General features: G+C 57.7%; 18 protein-coding genes. All 18 read right to left on the bottom strand.

Going from position 1 to position 18,576, the window contains the following annotated elements; all coding sequences use genetic code 11:
- Positions 1–306: 306 nt before the first annotated feature.
- Entirely contained in the window at positions 307–1,374 is a 1,068-nt protein-coding gene (locus tag P9272_RS34640) for a GlxA family transcriptional regulator (RefSeq protein ID WP_278164614.1), read from the bottom strand.
- A 350-nt stretch (positions 1,375–1,724) separates the two neighbouring features.
- On the bottom strand, positions 1,725–2,291 hold the full coding sequence (locus tag P9272_RS34635) for a HupE/UreJ family protein (RefSeq protein WP_278164616.1): 567 nt from the start codon (positions 2,289–2,291) through the stop codon (positions 1,725–1,727).
- A gap of 170 nt (positions 2,292–2,461) precedes the next feature.
- Positions 2,462–4,018, bottom strand: coding sequence for an ABC transporter substrate-binding protein (locus P9272_RS34630; protein WP_278164612.1), 1,557 nt, complete (start codon positions 4,016–4,018; stop codon positions 2,462–2,464).
- On the bottom strand, positions 4,018–4,638 hold the full coding sequence (locus P9272_RS34625) for an ANTAR domain-containing protein (RefSeq protein WP_278164610.1): 621 nt from the start codon (positions 4,636–4,638) through the stop codon (positions 4,018–4,020). The genes P9272_RS34630 and P9272_RS34625 overlap by 1 nt, the downstream gene beginning before the upstream one ends.
- Positions 4,628–5,824 (bottom strand): transporter substrate-binding domain-containing protein, encoded by a 1,197-nt coding sequence (locus P9272_RS34620; protein WP_278164608.1) that lies wholly within the window; start codon positions 5,822–5,824, stop codon positions 4,628–4,630. Before P9272_RS34620 ends, P9272_RS34625 begins: the two co-directional genes overlap by 11 nt.
- Positions 5,825–5,838: 14 nt before the next feature.
- A complete protein-coding gene (locus P9272_RS34615) occupies positions 5,839–6,534 on the bottom strand; it encodes an urease accessory UreF family protein (RefSeq protein ID WP_278164606.1) in 696 nt (231 codons plus the stop codon).
- Positions 6,527–7,021 (bottom strand): hypothetical protein, encoded by a 495-nt coding sequence (locus P9272_RS34610; RefSeq protein ID WP_278164604.1) that lies wholly within the window; start codon positions 7,019–7,021, stop codon positions 6,527–6,529. The genes P9272_RS34615 and P9272_RS34610 overlap by 8 nt, the downstream gene beginning before the upstream one ends.
- A 5-nt stretch (positions 7,022–7,026) precedes the next feature.
- Positions 7,027–7,794, bottom strand: coding sequence for an urease accessory protein UreD (locus P9272_RS34605; RefSeq protein ID WP_278164602.1), 768 nt, complete (start codon positions 7,792–7,794; stop codon positions 7,027–7,029).
- A 72-nt stretch (positions 7,795–7,866) separates the two neighbouring features.
- On the bottom strand, positions 7,867–8,484 hold the full coding sequence (ureG, locus tag P9272_RS34600; RefSeq protein ID WP_278164600.1) for an urease accessory protein UreG: 618 nt from the start codon (positions 8,482–8,484) through the stop codon (positions 7,867–7,869).
- 9 nt (positions 8,485–8,493) lie between these two features.
- Positions 8,494–10,209, bottom strand: a complete 1,716-nt coding sequence (ureC, locus tag P9272_RS34595; protein WP_278164597.1) for an urease subunit alpha — start codon at positions 10,207–10,209, stop codon at positions 8,494–8,496.
- The gene (locus P9272_RS34590; RefSeq protein ID WP_278164595.1) at positions 10,202–10,903 is read right to left on the bottom strand and encodes an urease subunit beta; all 702 of its coding nucleotides are present in this window, start codon (positions 10,901–10,903) and stop codon (positions 10,202–10,204) included. The genes ureC and P9272_RS34590 overlap by 8 nt, the downstream gene beginning before the upstream one ends.
- Before the next feature lie 39 nt (positions 10,904–10,942).
- Positions 10,943–11,650, bottom strand: coding sequence for an ABC transporter ATP-binding protein (locus tag P9272_RS34585; protein WP_278164593.1), 708 nt, complete (start codon positions 11,648–11,650; stop codon positions 10,943–10,945).
- Between the two features lie 13 nt (positions 11,651–11,663).
- Positions 11,664–13,490 (bottom strand): ATP-binding cassette domain-containing protein, encoded by a 1,827-nt coding sequence (locus P9272_RS34580; protein WP_278164591.1) that lies wholly within the window; start codon positions 13,488–13,490, stop codon positions 11,664–11,666.
- Positions 13,483–14,319: a branched-chain amino acid ABC transporter permease gene (locus P9272_RS34575; protein ID WP_278164590.1), complete on the bottom strand. Its 837-nt coding sequence runs from the start codon at positions 14,317–14,319 to the stop codon at positions 13,483–13,485. Before P9272_RS34575 ends, P9272_RS34580 begins: the two co-directional genes overlap by 8 nt.
- A gap of 134 nt (positions 14,320–14,453) precedes the next feature.
- Positions 14,454–15,602, bottom strand: a complete 1,149-nt coding sequence (locus P9272_RS34570; RefSeq protein WP_278164588.1) for a substrate-binding protein — start codon at positions 15,600–15,602, stop codon at positions 14,454–14,456.
- 1,201 nt (positions 15,603–16,803) lie between these two features.
- Positions 16,804–17,448 (bottom strand): response regulator transcription factor, encoded by a 645-nt coding sequence (locus tag P9272_RS34565; protein ID WP_278164586.1) that lies wholly within the window; start codon positions 17,446–17,448, stop codon positions 16,804–16,806.
- Between the two features lie 3 nt (positions 17,449–17,451).
- Positions 17,452–18,342, bottom strand: coding sequence for a bifunctional methylenetetrahydrofolate dehydrogenase/methenyltetrahydrofolate cyclohydrolase FolD (gene folD, locus P9272_RS34560; RefSeq protein WP_278164584.1), 891 nt, complete (start codon positions 18,340–18,342; stop codon positions 17,452–17,454).
- Positions 18,343–18,369: 27 nt separating this feature from the next.
- Positions 18,370–18,576: formate--tetrahydrofolate ligase (locus tag P9272_RS34555; protein ID WP_278164583.1), on the bottom strand; the 207-nt coding region annotated here is incomplete at its 5' end.

Here is an 18,576-nt window from a genome sequence, read left to right as displayed (position 1 = left end):
GCAAACCGATCCGCCAAATGCCGCGTTAGCGGCTTCGTTCAATCCCTTCCGATTCAATAAAGCTAGGAAACGCTCTAAATTTTAGAATGAAAAATGAGAGTGGAAGTTTAAGCCGCCGTATCGTTCCGTAGACAAACTGCAAACAGCTTCCCCCAACCCCGAACGTGATATTCGAATGGATTTCCTCACAGCATGTCGTTCGCCGCACGATGAACAATCCATTCGATTAGTCAGAATCCTCGAGAATCCACGACATATCGTCGATGAGCGTCGGCTGCTGGGAACAGCGCTCAGTCACTTCGTCGGCTAGGCCGTCATCGATAACCTGTGTTGGGATAGTTCGGTGGAGTCTGATCCCAGCAGCGCCGGATCCATCAGATCGGCGCGCCCGTCCGCACGGGCTGCCAATCGTGTCTGATGCGGGGCGCATCCGTAGGCTTCGCGATAGACTTTGGAAAAGTGCGACGGCGAGATAAAACCGCAAGCCACGGCAACTTCCACGACCGGCAAGTTTGTGCTCACGAGAAGCAGCTGCGCGCGCTCCAGACGCAGCTCCATGTAGTATCGGTTCGGAGAGCGTCCCAACTCTCTGTCGAAAAGCCTTTCGATCTGCCGGCGCGATATTCCGCTTAAGGCCGCAAGATCCTCGATCGACACAGGTTCGTCCAAGCTTGCCTCCATCAGGCCAATGACCTTCATCACTGCCTTGTGATTGAGCTTGACCCGAGAATGCAGGGGCAGGCGTTGTCGCTCTCCCGCTGAACGCATTCGATAGGCGATGGCTTTTTCGCAGATGCGATTGACGATGGCTGAACCATGGTCAAGTTCAACCAGGTGAAGAAACATGTCGAAAGGCGCATCCCCACCCGAGCAGGTATGCAGATCTCCATCATGTTCAAAGGCCGTCTGAGTGGACTCTATGCCCGGAAACTGCTCGCAAAATAACGGAAGCTGTTCCCAGTGAACGGCGCACCGGCGCCCGTCCGCCAGCCCGGCCCGCGCAACGACGATGGTGCCGCTGCCGATGCAAATGAGGGGAATGCGACGTATGCGGCATTCCCTTAGCCACGCGTCGAGTTGCCTGTTGGGGCGCGGAATGGCGCTACCGCCGCATATCACGGCGACTGAGGTCGGGTTTGACTTTTGGGTTCTCTCCCGTTCATTTCTCAAGGCGGAGTCGGCGCTGACAGCCAGCCGGCAGCTCGACATTGTCGGTTGCCCGTCCTCCGATATGGCTTGCCAGCTGTAGACGTTCCTGCCTATCGCCTCATTGGCCAACCGCAATACTTCAACCGCGCAAGAGAAAGCTTGAAGCGAGAAGCCTGGCAAGAGATAGAAGTTAAATGACCTGTTCGCGGCCTGTATATTTGTCATCCTAGCTCGTCCTCATTTCTTACTATATCTTTTCTTGGCGAACTGCGGAATGACCTCCATCTCCTCTTTGTCCTACTAACCTAAGCAGGGCCCGGAGTGAGGTCCCCAAGGGTTCCGGAACGCGTTGCCGCGCCATTCGCGAGGCCGGGACCAAGCTGAACTTCTCGCCCAAATGCTCGCCAAACCACAATCCGACCGAGCATCAAGCTCAAGGCGATTACTTCCCGAGGTCGCAGAGAACACCGTCGAGGCGGTTTCTCGCTATCGGCGAGTTGCTCGACCTCATCACGTCAAAGGAATTCACCTATCTTAGCAAGGCCGGCTATGCTCCCACCTAAAGACAGAGCGCCCTAGATAACGCCCGTGATCAGGGCGCTGCCTGCAACCGCAACAATGGCTCCTGCGACACGGACCAAGGTTTCGCCGCGCGGCCCGGCTTTGCTGGCCACCAGCCCGAGGGCAAGACCAGATGCATGCAGCAGCGCGGTTGCGATAACGAAACCTGCACCATAGGCAAGGCCAGCGACGTTTTCCGGCATCTCGGTGGCATGGGCGTAGCCGTGGAAGAAGGCGAAGAAGCCAACCAGCGCCATAGCTGCGGCGATCATGATCCTAAAGCCGAGGGCGACCGCAGTTCCGAGTGCGACGATCGACAGCCCAATGCCGAACTCAACGAAAGGTGCACGGATGCCCGCGAAACCGACCGCGCCGCCAATGGCCATGACTGCAACGAAAGCAGCCGGCACCAGACACAGCGCGCGTCCACCCAACTGAGCAGCGATCAGGCCGACCAACACCATGGTGAGCACATGATCGACGCCGCCAATCGGATGCCAGAAGCCATGCGCGAAGCCGCTGGTATCGCCGACACCGACATGGGCGCTGGCTATTGACGGGCTTGTAACGAGCATGGCCATGACGGCAAATGCCGTATTCGGAATTCTTTTCACCGTAGTCTCCTTTTATTTGGTAGTCGTCGCTGATCATGACCGACCGTCGCCTCCTGCTTTCTGGGCGTGATGTCGACGGCCGGGAGGCAAACAGTTGGACAAGGGCTAGCGCTATTGTGAGTGGCAGATCGGTTCGCTCAAACGTCAGAATCCGTCCATACATTCTTAAACGAATGCCAGTTCTGCCTTGGGTTGCGAAACCCCTTGACCCGAGGGTGGTAGCAGACTGAGCCGCGTCGCAAAGTCAGCATTGGCAGCACTGGAAGATCGTCCATGATCAATAGGTTAGCCTCTCGATACAACTGTATTCGTTGATCGTCATTTTGGGTTTGCCGAGCCTTGTCTAGTAAGCGGTCCACAGCGGGATTGGAGTAATACCCCGCATTGAATCCAAACGGAGAACTGTTCTTGGAATGCAGAACTTGCTCCAGCCAAACATCGCAGGACATACCCCAGCTCATTTGCGAAACGCCTACGTCGTCTGGCACCCCGGATCGCCATTCGTTGCAATAGGAAACCCAGTCCTCGGTTCGAAGAACTTCTGCACCGAATCCGACTGCCTCAAGACTCTTCGCCAGATCCTCGCAAATCCGCGTGGGCATGAGTTGGCCCGAGCCGGCGTTCGCCGTCATTATGCGCAATCGCCAGCCAGGTGGGACTCTTGCTTCCGCCAAAAGCTGCCGGGCACGCTCGGGGTTGAATTCATAAGGGAATGCATATTTCTCATCGAAGGCTGGCGATGCGGGCGGTAACATGCCGGACGGGACACTGGTGTGCCCACAAAAGATGCGGTTGCTCAGTCCTTCTCGATCAACTGCATGCGCGATTGCGTGACGCACTCGAACGTCACTCAAGACGGGGTCTCGCATGTTGAAAATGAAATACCAGACATAAGGCACCTGGCCTTCAATGACGACAAATCCACGCCGTTCTAATTCGTCGAGATCGCTCCCTTCCAGGCCATAGGCCAGATCGGCATCGCCATTGAGCAGTGCGTTGTACCGATCTTCAAGGCTTGGATACGGCTTGAACTCTATGCCCTTGAGCTTGGGCGAACCACCCCAGTAATCCTCATTCCGCCGTAGCCGGATACCGCTGCCGAAAGGTGTTGAAAAGCGATTGTCGAAACGAAATGGGCCGGTACCCGGCGCATGGTCGGCAATGCCTGAATTGCCGTGCTTTTTCAGGGCCTCTGGACTGACAAAGACGTGCGCCCCTGGCGCGTCCTCCTGTGTCATATACCGTAGGAACTCTGGAAAGGAGTCCTTCAGCGTGACAAGGATCTTCATAGGCCCCGTGACTTCCACGGACTTGAGCGCTTCGAGACCAATTCGGTTGTAATCGGCCGCCACAGGAGAATATTGAGGCGCATCGGGGTTCCACATGCGTTCTATGTTGAACAGCACGGCCTCCGCATCGAACGGGGTTCCATCGTGGAATCGTACATTTTCCCGCAAGCGAAACAGATACTTGAGTCCATCGTCGGAGATCTCGACCGAAGTAGCAAGCGCGGGTACGAGTCGTGTCGGACTGGCTACCTCATCTTCCAGATCGTCCTCATAGAGGCTCTCGAATATCTGCTGGACAACTCTTCCCGTGTTCCAACCACCAAACGACGCGGGCGGATCGATCGCGTCGACCTCCCAGTCAAGGGCGACACGCAGAATAGAGTCTGAAGTCCTTGGAGGTACCATCACAACGCTTCCTTCGGCTTAATTTGAAAATTTGGATCGTCTAACTCCGACCCGCAGGCCAGAACCTGGTCGGCGACACTGGTCATCGATGCGCGTCCTTCCAGGGACCAGCGTCGGATGCACTGATACGCCTGCTCCTCGCTGATCGATCTCTCCGCAGCTAGATGCCGGACTGCGTTGTTCACCACGCGGCGCGATCGCAGAGTTTCTTCCAGTTTCGCGATTTTATTGTTCTGGCGGCGTTCGAACCGGCAACGTGAACTTGCAACTGTCAGCGTCGACAATATCCCGAAGGGATGGATGGGCTTGCCGATCACTGCCTGCACCTCTGCTTCAAGCAATTCGCGCACTACCGTAGGGCTCTCATATTCGATGATACCGATGAGAGTGCCGTCGCGATCTCTCTTCAGAGCGCTAACATCGAGCGAAGAATGGTCGCCAAAGATACAGAAAACGATGTCGGCATGAGCCGGCCAACGATCAGGGACTGGCCACATGGTGTCGACTTGGCATCCGATACGCTTCAAGTGCCGGACAAGTTCACTGCAGACCGAATCCGGCGGATGGATCACACACGCTCGAAGTTTTCGCAGTTCACGGATCAACGCCTCACCGGACATTGTCGACTTCCTCGTACCCCTGATCGCTGTCGATGCGGCCTAGGCCAACGTAGTTCACAAGGTACGGGTCCGGTTTCATTGCCCTCTTGAACTCCGCGACGATCCGGAATTTACGTCCCGCCTCCGTCATTCCGATTCGAGGCCAGAGGTAGGTATGGCTGTTGTCCGGATCGACCATGACGACGCCTTGGGGCGCTGAGATCTCGAGGCCGAGTACCTCAGTGCGAAGCCGTTCCGCATCCAGCGTGCCCGCACGTTCCAGCGCCCGCGCAAAGAGAAACACTGTAAAATACGCCGCCTCAGCACAGGTATCGGCCGGACGCTTTGCCCCGAAACGTTGGTGATAATTGGCAACAAAGCTCTTGTTTCGCGGCGATTGTACCGTTTCGAAATAGGGCGCGGAGACAATGTGGCCCGGCCGAGGCTCAAACCACATTTCTTGAAGGTGCGCCTCGTTGGTCGTAAGGGAGGCGATTGGCGTAACGGTCGGGTCGAGGTTCTCGGCCGTGTAGGCATCGTAAAGTGCCGCTATTCCCGGCCCCACCACTGTCGAGAAGATGACATCGGCAGCGAGCGATCGCGCCTGCTTGACCACATCCACAAAGGCATCCCTCTGAGCGCTGAAGGCCAAGTAGTATTCGCCGACGATGCTCCCTCCGATCTCGGATAGTAAGTCGCGCATGATCCTGTTGGATTCACGCGGGAAGAGATAGTCCGTGCCGACGCACATCAGCTTGCGTCCATAGCGCGGGAAGAGGTATTCGGCGAGAGGAAGATGAAGCTGATTGGGTGCAGGGCCAGTGTAGATGACGCTCGACGAATATTCGAATCCCTCGTAGCCGATCGAATACCAGAGCAAGCCTCCCCGGCGCTCGACGGCCGGAACGACCGCCTTTCGGCTGTAGGAGGCCGAGCAGCCGAATATATTGGTCACTCCTCGGTCCATGAGGAGGGTGTTGGCCAGTTGGGCGTAGCGCTGCGGATCAGAGGCTGGATCCAGGATCAAGGGAGAAATCGGCTTTCCAAGCACGCCACCGGCAGCGTTTATCTCGGAAATGGCGAGCAACGTTCCCTGCAACTGCGAAGTCTCGGCTATCGCCGTGATCCCACTCCTTGAGTACAGAACACCCACGGGCCATGTACTTTCCGAGCGATAGGACTCCTGCAATTCACCGATACCGGGCATCTGACGATTCGTCTTTAGGTTGCAAACAGGCGAAGCGGATTACGCTGAAATTGCAGCATCGCAATCTCCAATTCGAGCGTAGTTGAACTCATGTCGTCCAAATCCAGGAGGAGCGCCTCTTCCGCAGCCTGGGCAATAATCGGGACACATTGATGGAGATACACCTGTGCTTCTGCCGACCCCATCCGGCCTAGGCGCACTGCGGCCGAAAAGAGGCTACTGGCCGTGCCGCGCAGCTCCGCAAGGACCGTGTGTTCGATACCTATTCCGCGGGAGGCCGACACGGCTGCTGCGACGACGGCCAGGTTGCCGGCCCCGCGTAACAGCACTTCGCGACAGAATGGATCAAGCGCTTCGTGCGGCCAGACCTGAAGCGCGAGCTTTGCCAGCTGTCGGCCGCACGATGTCGACGCGTTGCGGGCCGGCACGGACAGCTTTGTTGCCAAAAGACACTCGTCGACATCATGCAGTTGGTCGATGCTGGCCTCTGAAAACATCCGATGTGCATGCGCAGCGGCGACGGCGTCGCAGCGGCCCGAGCCATGTAGCAGCACCGCTTTGACGACTTCGATGATTTGGGCCGAGCTTTTTGGAAGTTCCTCCAGAATTCCTTCCAATCCGCTAGAGTGGACATAACGCCCGATCGGCAGCGAAGTGTCGGCCAGTTGAAGGGCCGTCAAGAAGCTCGCGTCAGTCCACATTTCATTCATGGGTTAGCCCCGTCATAAGAAGGGGGCGAGAGGCGCCCAATCGGACGCGGTCGAAACGCAGCGACAGTTCGCCCAGCTTAAGATCACTAACCGTCTTCGTCATGAGATCCTCACTCGACAGCATCGGCATGAGGATACAGCAGCCATCCACCTCGACCGGTACGTGCTGGTTGCCAAATGCGTGACCGATAAGCGCGGCTTGCCGAACGATATCCGGCACCGAGCTGGTCTGGCTGAGGTCAACGATGAGGGCGAGCTCCTCTGGCCTGCGCACGACCACCGTATGATCCTCGTCGTTATATAGAACTGCCCCGTGAAAAAGGTACTGGCTATGCTGCATTGATAACGCGAAATCGAGCCCGCCCTTCGTACGCCGCCGCAGGAGCCGCTTAGCGGCCTCCGCCCAAGGCACGTCGATGAAATCCAATGTCCCAGTGGCATCTTCGACCGAACCGACGGAGCCAACTATTCCGTTCGAGACAAGCATGGGACCTATTTCCTCCTATATGGCGCTGGCGCCCCAATCATTTGCATTCGAATCCGCGACCAAGCCTCTTCCATCAGCCGCGTGATTGTTGGGGACGACCGGGCAAGGACACGCACGATGATGCCGACCGCTCCGGGCAGGGCGCCTACGCCCAGTCGAAAATCCTCTCCCGTCATGTCCAGACTTGAAGCGGCGTCGTAGACGCCCTTGGCGTTGCCGCCTGGAATAAGCGCCAGCAGGGTTCCCGCATAGAGAAAGCGGCCTAGGACGCCTCTTACATTGATTGGCATCGTAGTCGGCTCCATGAGAATGCGTTCCGTAAAAAGCGTGCTGCTGTCGATCCTGATTCGCGTTTCCAGCTTGAGGCGGTTGAACGCAAAAACCTCGCCGCGCGCCAAACGTCCCGGCGCAATGATTTCGCTTGCGATGAGCATCGCCCCGTCGTCGAGGTCGATCGTCGTCTCCTGGTTGTAGGAGGACTGCGCCTGCGGTATGAGCTGGTCCGGCAGGTACTCAATGTAAGACCCTCGCTTTGCCTCCAACTGCACCTTTTGAAAGGCTGATCCCTCGAGCATGCGATGCAGCTTGGTCGCGGACGTGCTGGTGACGTGAAGTTTTGCGCCGTTGCGCGCAGCAAGCCGCAATTCCAGCCTGTCGCCGCTGAAAACAGCGCCAGAAGGGTTCTGGACATATACGAAAGCCATGCCAGGCTGCCCTTCGTCCAAAAAAAGTGGCGTTGTAAAATGCAACGGAAATCTCTGGGCCCGCTGCATCAGTTGTGTTTTCCCGCGGCAGTCGGCCGCGAATTCTAGGTCTAGTAGTCCGGACGATCGTGTCATCTCCCATCAATGAAAACAGCCAAAGAGAGCATCCCTTTTTATGGTCGCAAAGACCTCGGAGGCACCGTCCGGCGACCGCAAGTTGGTGTAGATGGTCCCCTTTTCAGGGCGGTTGACCTGGACGTCATGCCGGATGCGATTCAAATCAGCACCCACATACGGAGCGAGGTCGACTTTGTTGACGACAAGCAGGTCTGCCTGGAGCATCCCAATGCCCCGCTTGCGCGGTATGTCGTCGCCCGCGGCGACGTCGATCACGAAGATCCAGTAGTCGACGAGTTCGGAGGAGAATGTCGCCGCCAAATTGTCCCCGCCGCTCTCGATAAGGATCAGATCGAGCGGGTTGTCGCGTTCCAGCGCGTCAGCGGCCTGAATGTTAACCGAGGGGTCCTCGCGGATCGCGGTGTGAGGGCACGCGCCGGTTTCAACGCCGATGACCAGAGTTTCCTCAATCAGGCCGCTCGCCTTGACTCGCATTGCGTCCTCAAGGGTCACAAGGTCGTTGGTGATGACCGCGGGTTTCAACCCCGCCTCATGGATAAGGGGCAGGAGACGCTCGATTAGCCTCGTCTTCCCAGAGCCCACCGGACCACCGATGCCGATGCGAATGGCCTTTGTGGACATGGGTCTCTCCTATTTCAATGTGTAAAGAGCGCCAAGCGGCACCTTGCCGGCTGGAAGGGACGTGCAGTGCTCACCGTCAACTTCCACTCTGTAGGTTTCCGGATCCACCGTTACCCTCGGCGCCTTATCGTTCCAGAGCATGTCTCTCTTGGAGAGCTTTCGTGTTCCGGAAACGGGCACGCAGCGTGCCCGCAGTTGCAGCTTCCCGGCAATGTCGCGGTCGATCGCCAGCTGTGACATGAAGCGCATCGAAAGCGACTGAGCAGCGCGCCCGAACCAGCCCCATTGGGGCCGATAGCGCAGCGGCTCGCAGCAATAGAGGGAGGCATTCGCCTCGCCCATCACGGCCATCACTGGGAATCCCGACTTGAAGACGACCTCAGGCTTGACGCCGAACAGTCCCGGCTTCCAGAGCACGAGATCGGCCAGCTTACCCGGTTCGAGCGAACCGACATATTTGTCCACGCCGAACATGCGCGCCGGATTGATGGTGTATTTGGCGATGAACCGCTTGATCCGGGTGTTGTCGTTGCCGCGGCCGCTGTCCTCTGGGAGGGCGCCTCGCTGCGCCTTCATGCGGGATGCGGTCTGCCAGGTGCGAATGATGGTTTCGGCAATGCGTCCCATCCCTTGGGAGTCCGACCCTATAGCGCTAATGGCGCCAATATCGTGCAGCACACCTTCGGCGGCGATAGTTTCGTGTCGTATCCGGGATTCGGCGAAGGCAATATCCTCTGGCAACCTCGGATTGAGGTGATGACTGACCATCGCCATGTCGAAATGCTCGTCGAATGTATTAACGGTGTACGGATTTGTCGGGTTGGTCGACGAAGGTAGGACGTTCTCGAAGCCGCACACTTTGATGATGTCGGGGGCATGCCCCCCGCCCGCACCTTCGACGTGGTAGGCGTGGATGGTGCGGCCATCGATTGCTTTCAAGGTGCGCTCCAGAAATCCAAACTCGTTGAGCGTGTCAGTGTGCAACTGGATCTGCACGTCCGCCTCGTCGGCGGCCACAAGCGCCGAATTGATTGCAGCGGTTGTGGCGCCCCAATCCTCGTGAATCTTGAGCCCCGCGGCCCCAGCCTCAAGCTGCTCAATCAGAGGCTCATGGCTATCCGAAGCCGCCTTTCCGAAGAACCCGAAATTAAGCGGGAACGCCTCGGCTGCCTGGAGCATGTGTCCGAGATTCACGGTGCCGGTCGAGGCGATCGGAACTGTGGTGGCACCCAGTCCACCGCCGAACAGGGTGGTGATGCCACTGGCCAGTGCCTCTTCGCATTGACCCGGATCGATGAAATGGACATGGCAATCGAGGCCGCCAGGGGTAACGATCAGCCCCTCCGCTGCGCGAACATCGGTGTTGGTGCCGACGACGAGTTTGGGGTCCACACCGTCCATGATCCTGGGGTCGCCGGCCTTGCCGACACCGACGATCAAGCCATCCTTGATTCCTATGTCGGCTTTGACGATGCCGAGCACCGGATCGATGATAGTGGCATTTGTCATCACCAGATCGAGTGCACCGTCTGCCGCAGTGATACGGCCATGACAGCCGGTGCCCACTCGCAAAGTTTTTCCCGCTCCGAAGACGAGTTCGTCGCCCGGAACCAGAAGGTCTCGTTCGACCTCCGCCCACAGATCGGTGTCTCCGAGACGGACCTGGTCTCCCGTTGTTGGTCCGTACAGCTCGACATATTGGCGGCGCGACAGCGTTTTAGCCATGATGAGCTCCCTTGAAGCCTTCGGCAGCCGCGCGTGCAATCGCTCTGCGCTTCACCTCCGGATCGTCCAGGCCACCATCGGTCAAGTTGTTAAGTCCTTCGACCCATCGCTCGCCGCCGATGGCGACAAGGTCGACGGTCTTCTCGTCGCCTGGCTCAAAGCGCACAGTAGTTCCCGCTGGAATGTCGAGACGGAAGCCAAACGCTGCGGCCCGGTCAAACTCCAACTCAGGGTTCACTTCGAAGAAGTGGAAATGGGAGCCGATCTGGATGGGGCGATCGCCAAGGTTGCGAACGACGACACGCGTCGTCGCACGACCGCCATTGATCTCTATTCCTTCTTTCGCCAGGCGATAGCAGCCAGGCCTGTCCTCTTCATCGGCGTTCTGGGGCAGACCAAGGGGGTCGTGGACGCAAACGAGCTTCTGACCGTCCGGAAACATCGGCTCGATCATCAGCATTTCCAGAAGCGGCACGACGCCCGACTGAACCTCCCCGGGTTGCAATACCGTGCGGCCGAAGGCCATCAACTCCGAGACCGATCTTCCTCTCCTGGCCTCTTCGTGGATGGCGTCGGCTATTACCGCTCTGGCCTCCGGCAAATTCAACAGCATGCCCTCGGCCCGACGGCGTCGGGCCATTTCCGCGGCGACGAAAATCAGCAGTCTGTCGCTTTCTCTGTTGGTCAGATACACGAGATACCCTCGGCCATTTCGAAGTTGTTTTCAGGAGGATCAGAGGCTGATGTGGGCCGCGATCTTTTCGCGCGTATCCGGCTCCCGTGTGTTGCCAGATCCTGATATCTCGCCTTTATCCAGGAGGACGTATCTATCGGAGACAGCGTGAGTGAACGGAATATTCTGCTCAACCAACAGAACGCCAAGGCCCGAACGATCCCTCTCCGTTCTGATAATTTTCACCAGGTTGGAGATGATCGAAGGCTGCATGCCTTCGGTTATTTCATCAATCAGGAGCACTTTGGCCCCGACGGCGAGGGAGCGTGCCATCAGGAGCATCTTTTGTTCGCCCCCACTGAGCGTGCCGGCCTTTTGTTGCAAGCGCCGGAGGAGAAACGGAAAGCAACGGCCGATCGTCTCCCTTGCTTCGTTCCAGTTCACGGAGCCACGCAACGCCAAGCGAACGTTTTCCTCGACTGTAAGGTCCTGAAACAACGCCTTTTCCTGCGGTACGTAGGCCACTCCAAGCCGGGCAATCTGATGAGGCCGACTGTCGCTGATGGGATGCCGCGCCATCGCGACTGAGCCTGAAAACTTCGGCAAATATCCCATAATCGACTTGAGAAGCGTACTCTTTCCCATGCCGTTCTTGCCGACCACGGCGACGATTTCGCCGCGGGCGATCTTCAAGTCAACGTTTCGTATTACCGTTGCCTGTCCATATCCGCTGCTTAGACCATTCACAGCGAGCACTGCTTCCGTCATGATCCAATCCTCCTCAATGCCCGGACCCGGCATATACCGTTTTGACGAGCTCGGAATTCACAACCTCATCAACCGAGCCGTTGAGAACAATTCGGCCTTGATGCAGAACGATCACCCGTGAAGAAATATCGCGGACGAAATCGAGATCGTGCTCCACGAGCAGGATGCAGAGTTGCTCTGTTGTGGCGAGTTCCGTCAGGATCGTTCCGATCAGTGTGCGTTCAGCCTTGGTGAGACCTGCCGTCGGCTCATCCAGAAGGATAACCTTGGGCTCGAGAGCCAACACCATGGCCAGTTCGAGCGCCTGCTTCTTTCCATGCGAAAGAAGTTGCGCAGGTACGTCCAGATCACTGTGCAGTCCCGTGGCCCGGACGACATGCATGGCGGCAGGTGGAAGGTGACAAACACCGGATTTCTTCCACTTGGACAAGGGATCCAGGCGCGCCCGGGCAATCTGAAGGCACTCACCGACTGTCAAGGTGTCGAAAACGTTGGCCATCTGGAACTTGCGCCCAACACCGAGACGCACGCACTCCTCAGGCGGACGATGATCGATGTCGTGGCCCCCGATTGAAATCGTGCCGCCGCTGCGCTTTGAGCCGTCGGCGATGCAGGTCATGAGGGTGGTCTTGCCGGCACCGTTCGGTCCCACGAGACTGACGATCTCGCCATAGGTGGCTTCGAAGTCGATGCCTGACAGTACCTCGAGGCTGCCGAACCGCTTCTCGACCCCACTCACCACAAGCGCCGGTCCAGCCGCAACAATGTCGCGAATGTCGCGTTCGATTCTGGGTGCCTTGCGCAGTTCTAGCCGCGAGGATTGCTCCGGCTGGGCCTTGCCCGTGCGACCACGAAGCAAGTTGGCGGTATTCGAAATCAGCGGCAGGATACCGCGCGGCAGGGCCACGATGACCGAAACAAAGATTATCCCGATAACAAGCTTCCACACGAAGGGAAAGTCGCCCTGCAGATGTGCACTGGCATAATCGATGATGATCGTTCCGATCACCGGACCGAATAGCGTGCCTCGCCCGCCCAATGCGACCCAGATCAGTAGCTCGGTTCCGAACGTGAAGCCGGCAATTTCAGGTGCAACCACCATCGTATAATTGGCGTAGATCCAGCCAGCAATCGCACCGATTGCGGCACAGATCAGAAAGATCACCGCCTTGATGTTGGACGTGTTCAAGCCGAGATACTTGCACCGTTGCTCATTTTCCCGGATTGCGATCAAAAGCCGTCCGGCGTCGCTGCGCGTGTACATCCAGGCCCCTGTCGTTAGTACGACCAGCCAGACCCCGACGGCCCAGAACCACGCTTCGGTACTGAGGGGGATGGTGTCGAAGCCGGTGAGGCCACTACTCGAGCCGGTATATGTACCGCCAGAAAATAGAAGCTGTGTGACCACGATTGGCAGGACGAGAGTGATCACCGACGCATAAAGTGCCGACGCGCCATGCCAGAAAGCCAGGAATGCAACCAACCCTGCCAACGCGACCGCGACCGCGATGCCGATCAGGACGGCGGCAAATGCATATCCAGGCGAAAAGCCGCCATAGGTGAATACCAGTGCCGTTGCGTAGGCGCCCGCCGCGAAGAACGCCGACTGGCCGAAGGTTAGGACTCCGAGATAGCCCCACAGGATGTCGACCGACAGCGCCATTGCGGCATAGATCATCGACCTCACCAGCACGTTCACGGAATACGCGTCCATGAAGAACGGTGCGGCGGCAACGCCGATCAGAACAATCGATGCTGCAACCACCGCCTTTGTCAGCGGGCGGACCTGAGTTCGTCGAAGGGACCTGCCTCCCAATTCCTTCACGTTTGCGTCACTCATAAGAAAATCCCTGCGGACGGATACGAAGTATGACAGCGGCCAGCGCAGCGATCGTCATGCCGCCGAGCACCGAACCGAAATAGTTGCTCACAACGACTTGAGCACCGCCCAGGACAACGCTCGCAACGGCCAGGCTGTATAGGGAAGACCCCGAAACGAGCACGAGCATGAAGGCGCTGATCAGCCAGGCGACGCCCATGTTTGGATCGACGCTGGACAGGGGCGTTATCAGAGCCCCGGCCACCGCCGCCAGACCGGAGCCGAGCGTGAACGTGATGGAGCGGACGAGGCCGCTGTTGATCCCGAGCCCCCGCGCGAGGTCCTCGTTCATGATGACCGCGCGTGTGGACAGGCCCAGTGACGTGCCCCGCAGCGCTGCTGTCAAGCCAAGGCCGAGCAACAACGCGAGGGCAGTCAGGACCAATCGATAGGTGGAGTAGGGCTCACCAAGGATGCTGATCACGCCCCTGATGGGAGGTTCGGCGAAATGAACACCGCGATCAAAGACCAAGGTGATGACCTGGCCGATGATGATGCTCAGGCCCCAGGTGGCCAGAATCGCATCGAGGGGGCGGTTGTAGAGTGAGCGCACCACGACACGCTCCATGCCGAATCCGACGATTCCGCCGAAGATCGCCGCCAAGGGTATGCCGATCCAGGGATTTAAGCCCAGCGCGGTAGCGATCACAGCGGCATAACCGCCAAGCGTCATCAATCCACCATGAGCGAAGTTGATGAGCTTCATGACGCCGAACACAAGAAGCAATCCCGATGACACAATGTACAATATTGCCGCAGTTGTAATGATATCAAGCAGTACCGGAACCATCTAAGTCTCCGAGAATTCCTCAGCGGCGAGCTGTATTAATCTTTCGGATTGGTCGCCTACAAAAGACGATACGACCACGCCCCGGCACTAATACAGCATCGCCATATTGGGTCAGCAGCGTAAGGCGCTGTCCGTCACAGCTTGGGGCACTGCTCGCCCGGATCCACGTTCGGGTTCGACACAATGATCTTGGTATCGCCCTGCGCATTGACTTGCGCGAGGTACATCGTGAGCGGTGCATGACGCTGCTTCGACATCTGCACCGGACCGCGAGGACCATCGAAAGTCACTTCGCTCAGAGCCTTTACAACGGCATCCGTTTCCGTCGTACCGGCCTTTTTAACAGCCAGGGCGTAAAGCATGACTGCATCGTACTGTGGCACTGACAGTTCATTCGGCGTTTCGGTCTTGTCCCCAAATTTCGCTTTGAGCGCCTTCAGGAACTGCGCGTTCTTGTCAGAGTCGATACCGGTGAAGTAGGTGCCGCCGAGATAGATTCCTTCGGCATCGGGTCCCAGGGTCTTTGCGGTACCTTCATCAAGCGCGTAATTGCCGTATTTGGCGGTGATGCCAGCCGATCGCAACTGCTTCGTGAAAGTGACGTTCGGTGCGCCGGCAGCGGTGGAGGTGATGATGGCGTCCGGAGCAGTGGCTCGGATCTTGCTAACGATTGCTGTCCAATCGGTTGCATCCATCGGATTGTATTCTTCTCCAACGACTGTTCCGCCCTTCTTGGTGATGTATTTGTTCGTATCACCAAGAAGACCGCGACCGAACGCGTAGTCGCTGCCAACCAAAAAAAATGACTTGGCGCCAAGATCTTTCATAAAATAATTGACCATAAGGGAAACCATCTGCTGTGGCACCCATGCGTCAATGTGCTGATACTTATTGCAGGAAGCGCCTTCATAGAAGGAAGTGTAGATGTATGGAACCTTACCGCGTGTGATAATCGGCAGGCCGGCGTTGCGAGCCGCAGTCGTTTCCATTGCAACGATGGCATCGACGCTCTTTTGAAAGACGAGGGAGTCGTAGGCTTTCTGCGCTCCAGCAGCGCCTGACGCGTCATCGGCGACTTCTATGGTGAGCTTTCTGTTCAGCAACCCGCCGGCGTCATTGATTTCGGAGACTGCAAGCTCGGTTGCCTGAACCACGGACGGAGCCACGACGCTGTTTGCGCCGCTCAAGCCGACAGGAATCCCCAACACAATCGGCTTATCTTGCGCGATTGCGCTCCCGGCCCAAATAGCAGTTGCAGCAAGCAGTACGGAAATTTTCTGCATTGACGGCTTCATTTGCGTTCCCCTTGTGATTTCTTTGCCGCTCAAAGTGTCAACTAACATCGTTTCCCTAGCGCAGACGGCAGCCGTCAGCCTGGTGAAATGATATCGACAATTTTGAGAATGGAAATTAACCTACACCTCCGCGCTTCCAGGATACTATCCTTGAGCGTTGGGCGTGGTTTGAGGGGTGGCTATCCCGCCACCGTTAGAAATGTTGGCACATATGGAAAAGCACGTCAATGGCTAGATTCAAGGGAGGGCTACGCCGGAGACTCCCATGCTTCCTGTCTGTTCGGGACCAGCGTCTCTCATGGCCTTGTAGCAGACGGCCTGTGCGCCGCAGTCTTTCTAAAGTGTTGACATTGGGCTAAGCTGCGATCCCGGATTGATTTTTTTCTCCGCGTGCATCCCGCTCGCTGGCGCCAAGTGTCGACAACATTAATCATTTCTTGATGTGCCGAGCCTGACGGTCAACCACGCCCTAGGCGTGGAAGGACCCTGCACTTCGGCGCCCGTACCGGCTAAGGCCGACGACATCGACACCGAACACGGCGTCGCCGTCCTCGATGGTTCGCTAAAACCAAGCTCTCAACCGGTGAATCTGACGGACGGAAGGCCGGTCGATCGGCTGTAGCCAGAGGTGGCGTCACCCAATTGAGCTTGCCCCGCCATTCGGCTCGAAAGAAGTGGCGGACATCCTCCCTTGCCACGGCGCGGCGTAAGGGCAATGACGGCCGCCTTCGACGCGAGGAACTCCACAGCTCCATAGAGTTGTACCGAACCGTCCTGCCTGCCACATCGCGATGCTGCAAAGCACCCACCTCCATCCGTCGCATCGCGCCGGTTGGCGACGATATCACCGCGTCAAACGCGACTTGTGCCAAAGCTGCAAAACGATCTCGAACTGGGTACCGATAGCGGCTCACCGTCGAGCGCCTCGCTGTGGCCGAGTACTGAATGAGGGAGAACCGATGATCACGCTCGCCGTGCAGGCAGCGCCGAGTCCTTCTGAACGAAACCCAAGCCTCGTTCACTCCGGCCTGCAACGAGGTCCGAGGACCGGCGGGTGCGCTCCGTTCAGCACGCCGACCTCATAGGAACCTCCAGATTAGAATTGACCTAAAAACGAAGCTCGGCTTGCCGAGCGAGACTCGCTACCCGAGAAAAAATGTTGGTTTAATATAGTATAGACCTTGTAGTCTTAACGCTTCATATCGGTGAAAAACAGCGCGACAGCCATTGCCCGGTTGTTTACCTGGAGCTTATCGTACATATTTCTGAGATGATACTTGACTGTGTTCTCCGAAATGCCTGTCATGGTCGCTATCTGTTGATTAGTCCAACCATTGACTAGTACGGAGAGTAATTCACGTTCGCGCGTTGTTAGGCGCGACAATGGCGTTTCGTTAATTTTGGAGACATCTATGAAGGGTACGCAGATGCGGCCGTTAGCGACCGCAGCAACCGTGTCGAACAGAATGTCGGGGTCGTCGAACTGATAACAGAAGCCGTGGGCGCCGAGGCGTATACACTGCTTCAGAATGCCCATGTCGTGATCATCGGAGAAGATGACCACGCGCGTCGCGGACTGCCGACGACGAAGTTCGATCAATATTTCGCCCGCGTTCATATCGGACAGCTTCCAGCCGAGGATTGCGACGTCGAAGGCCGTCTGGGTCTCCTCCAATGCTTTCAGAAACGCCGTGCCGCTGTGAATGCCGGCGGTGAAGTCGAAACGTTCATCGCGGCTGATGATGTCGCGTAAGGCCGAGATGACCAGCTGATTGCGCTCGGCAATCAGTACCCTTTTCGGCCATGTCGGCTTTTTGACGTCACCGCCATGCATCGATCAACCGCAAGTTTCGAGAGCAACCCCTCGGCCGGCATCACGGGAGGCCGCGGTGAAAGTGTTGGCCATCACAAGTGCAATCGTCATCGGCCCCACGTCGCAGGGCACGGGTGTTATGGCGCCTGCCCTTGTGGCCGCTTCTCCGTAAACCACGTCGCCGACTAGGCGGCTCTTGCCGTTGCTGCCGTCGGAAATGCGGTTGATGCCGACGTCAATCACCGTGACGCCGGGCTTGATCCAGTCCGCCTTGGTCATTTCAGGTCTACGAACAGCTGCAACGAGGATGTCGGCGCTTCGCGGCAGGTTCTTTGTGGGGCTGTGCGCGACGGTCACGGTAGCGTTGGCGCGGAGCAGGAGGTTGGCCATCGGCTTGCCTACTATGTTGGAGCGGCCGACAACCAAGGCATTCAGCCCCGACAGATCACGGCCGTGCACGTGCTCAATCAAAAGCATCGACCCGGCCGGTGTGCAGGACACGAACGCAGTGTCGAGTTCACCCGTGCCGAGCTTACCGACATTGATGAAGTGGAACCCGTCGACATCTTTCTCCGGGGCAATCGTCTGGGTGATGCGGCTGGAATCGATATGATCCGGGAGGGGCAACTGTACCAAGACGCCGTGGATCCTAGGATCGGCATTAAGCTTTTCGACCGGCGCAATCACTTCTTTCTCGGGCGTCTGCGTCGGCAGCGCGTGCTCGGCCGAATGGAAGCCGCATCCCTTTGCTTTCTTCCCTTTAAACGCGACATAGACACTCGCCGGATCCTGGCCGACTATAATGACGGCTATACCCGGGACCACGCCGGTTTCCGCGGTCAGTTGCTCGGCGGCCACCTTAAGTTTTGCAAGCACATCCGCTGCAGCCTCGTTGCCGTCGATTGTTTTTGACATGTTCAAACTCCTTCGGTGCTGCCTTGCTCAGCTAAGGCCCTCGATCTGACCCTGCTCGTTGAGAAAGATCTTTTCCGAGGACGGCGTCTTGGGCAGGCCGGGCATGGTCATGACCTCGCCGCAGATGATGACGACGAAGCCGGCGCCGGCCGAGAGCCTGACCTCGCGCACCGGCACAGTGTGGCCGGTCGGCGCGCCGCGCAGGTTCGGGTCGGTCGAGAAGGAGTACTGGGT

Source organism: Mesorhizobium sp. WSM4976 (genome assembly GCF_029625685.1).
Classification (GTDB): Bacteria; Pseudomonadota; Alphaproteobacteria; order Rhizobiales; family Rhizobiaceae; genus Mesorhizobium.
The sequence above is the reverse complement of the archived record's forward strand: the minus strand, read 5'-3'. Positions and strand labels throughout refer to the sequence as shown.